This window comes from Pseudomonas inefficax, assembly GCF_900277125.1.
GTDB classification, from domain to species: Bacteria; Pseudomonadota; Gammaproteobacteria; order Pseudomonadales; family Pseudomonadaceae; genus Aquipseudomonas; species Aquipseudomonas inefficax.
On the sequence record NZ_OPYN01000199.1, the window covers coordinates 1 to 2,124 of the forward strand.

4 protein-coding genes are annotated in these 2,124 nt (G+C 63.3%); 1 reads left to right on the plus strand and 3 read right to left on the minus strand.

What is annotated here, in order from left to right; genetic code table 11:
* Positions 1–251: ArsR/SmtB family transcription factor (locus tag JV551A3_RS23985; RefSeq protein WP_133979184.1), on the plus strand; the 251-nt coding region annotated here is incomplete at its 5' end.
* A 120-nt stretch (positions 252–371) separates the two neighbouring features.
* On the opposite strand, the gene JV551A3_RS23990 is transcribed toward JV551A3_RS23985, so the two are convergent.
* The 3 genes from JV551A3_RS23990 to JV551A3_RS24000 all read right to left on the minus strand — a co-directional run.
* Positions 372–989: a helix-turn-helix transcriptional regulator gene (locus JV551A3_RS23990; RefSeq protein WP_133979186.1), complete on the minus strand. Its 618-nt coding sequence runs from the start codon at positions 987–989 to the stop codon at positions 372–374.
* A complete protein-coding gene (locus JV551A3_RS23995; protein ID WP_133979187.1) occupies positions 989–1,633 on the minus strand; it encodes a hypothetical protein in 645 nt (214 codons plus the stop codon). The genes JV551A3_RS23990 and JV551A3_RS23995 overlap by 1 nt, the downstream gene beginning before the upstream one ends.
* Before the next feature lie 245 nt (positions 1,634–1,878).
* The coding region (locus JV551A3_RS24000) for a malate:quinone oxidoreductase (RefSeq protein WP_205125971.1) at positions 1,879–2,124 on the minus strand (246 nt) is incomplete at its 5' end.

The following is a 2,124-nucleotide window of genomic DNA, read 5'->3' on the forward strand; positions in this document are numbered from 1 at the left end:
TGCTCTACGCCCTGAGCGACCCGGTGCGCCTGGGTATCGTGCGTCACCTGGCGGGCGTGGCCGAAGCCAGCTGCGGCGAGCTGGACGGCGGCCGGCCGAAGTCGAGCATGTCACACCATTTCCGCGTGCTGCGTGATGCGGGGTTGGTGCATACCCGCAATGTGGGGACGACCCATATGAACTCGTTGCGTAGCGAGATGCTGGGGGAGCGGTTTCCCGGGTTGCTGGACTGCATTCTGCGCCAGAGTTGATTTTTCCTGCCCGGGCCCTATCGCCGACAAGCCTGCTCCCACAGGTACTCCACAGTTCCTGAGACTTGCGGAGTACCTGTGGGAGCTGGCTTGCCGGCGATAGGGCCAGCACAGGCAATATCAATCCTCATTCTTGCCCAGGGCAAACCGGCACACCTGCCCTCCCCTGAGCATGCACTCCTCATGGCTGACCTCGCCTCCACCCAAGGCCCCGATCAGCGCCAGGTCCAGCTCGCACACCACCGGGTGCGCCTTCGCCAGGTGATGAAATACGCAATTGTGCGCAACGATCTGCGGCTTGCCCCCTGAGCGGAAGAACACCTGCGCCTCGTACCCGGCATGGTTCATGTGCTCGACGATGCGCGCCTCATCCACCACCTGGTGCTCAAGGTCCGCCGCCAGCTTGCGCCCCAGCTGGCGCATCAGCGCCAGCAACGCCTCCTGCCCCAGCAAGCCGGCCACTTCTGCAATCAGCAGGTTGGCCAGCAATGGGTACTGCCGTGGGAACAGTTCGCGGGCATGTTCGGTCAGCTCGTGCAGCTGCTCCGGGCGGCGCCCGGTGGGCCGGGTAGCGCCACGCCTGACCAGACCGTCGCGCTCCAGCGCTGCCAGGTGCTGGCGCACGGCCGTGCGGGTGATGGCCAGGGCCTGCGCCAGGTCGTCGATGCTCATGCCGGATGGCTGACGCAACAACGCGTGGAGCAGGTCCTGTTGGGTACGCCCCAGGCCTTCGAGCATCAGAACTTGTCCGGGAACTGTTTGACCAACGCCGCAGCCAGGGCGTCGGACAGGGTCAGGATATGCTCGCGCATCATCGCCCAGGTGCGCGCCTCGCCCAAATAGTCCCCGGCTGCCAGCTGGTCGATCTGGGCCACATGATGCCCGCCGTGGGCGCTGAGCAGCGTCAGCAGGGTCGCCTCGGGCAGGTTCGGGTTGGCCTTGGCCAGGAACGCGGCGATGGCCTTGGCATTGCTGGTCAGCTCATTCACCGCCGCTTGCTGGCCCTTTTTGTCCTTGGCCACGGTGGCGTCGCTGTAGTGCTTGATCGCGCCCCAGTGGCCGGCCAGCAGTTTCAGCAACTGATCGGCAGCGGGCTGGCCGTACAACGGGGCAATGCTGTTGGCGATCCGGGTGGCGTCGGTGACCACTTCCTTGGCGGCGACTTCGGCCTCCTTGGCACTGCCGGCCTGGTTGGCGACGGCATAGGTGCGCACCCAGAAGATGTGCTCGACCCACAGGTCACGCAGGGCCATGCGCGTGGTCAGTGCAGCAGCTTCGACGGGTTTGGCGGCGGGGGTTTCGCTGGAGTCGGAGTAGCTTTGGCTCAATGCCGGCTGGGCGCACAGGGCGAGCAGCAGTAAGGCGGCGATCTTGATGTTCATGACAGCACCCTCCTGGAGGGGATCGACTGACAAGATTAATTTAAGCATCAAAATATGTTTTTATTAGGTTCAGCCCAGATTTCAGATCAGTGGTTCTCCTTTACCGGCCTCTTCGCAGCACAAGGCTGCTCCTACAGATACGGCGCCGCACCTGTAGGAGCAGCCTTGTGCTGCGAAAGGGCCCGAATAGCCAACAAAAAAGCCACGAGGTCACCCCGTGGCTTTCTTGTCACAACAATGGCCAATTACAGCGCCATGTCATTCTCAGGCTTGCTCTCGACCGGCTGGCTCGGTGCAACCGTGGTGCCGACGCTCTCGTCGATCACCGGTGGCTTCTCGAGCTGCAGTACTTCAGCGGTGTAGTTCCACTCCTTCTGGGTGGCCGCCGCCGAGTCGTTCAGCTTGGTGCCGTAGCTCGGCACGATCTGCTTGATCTTGGCCTGCCACTCAGGGGTAGCGACCTTCTCCTTGAACACGGTTTCCAGCACGTT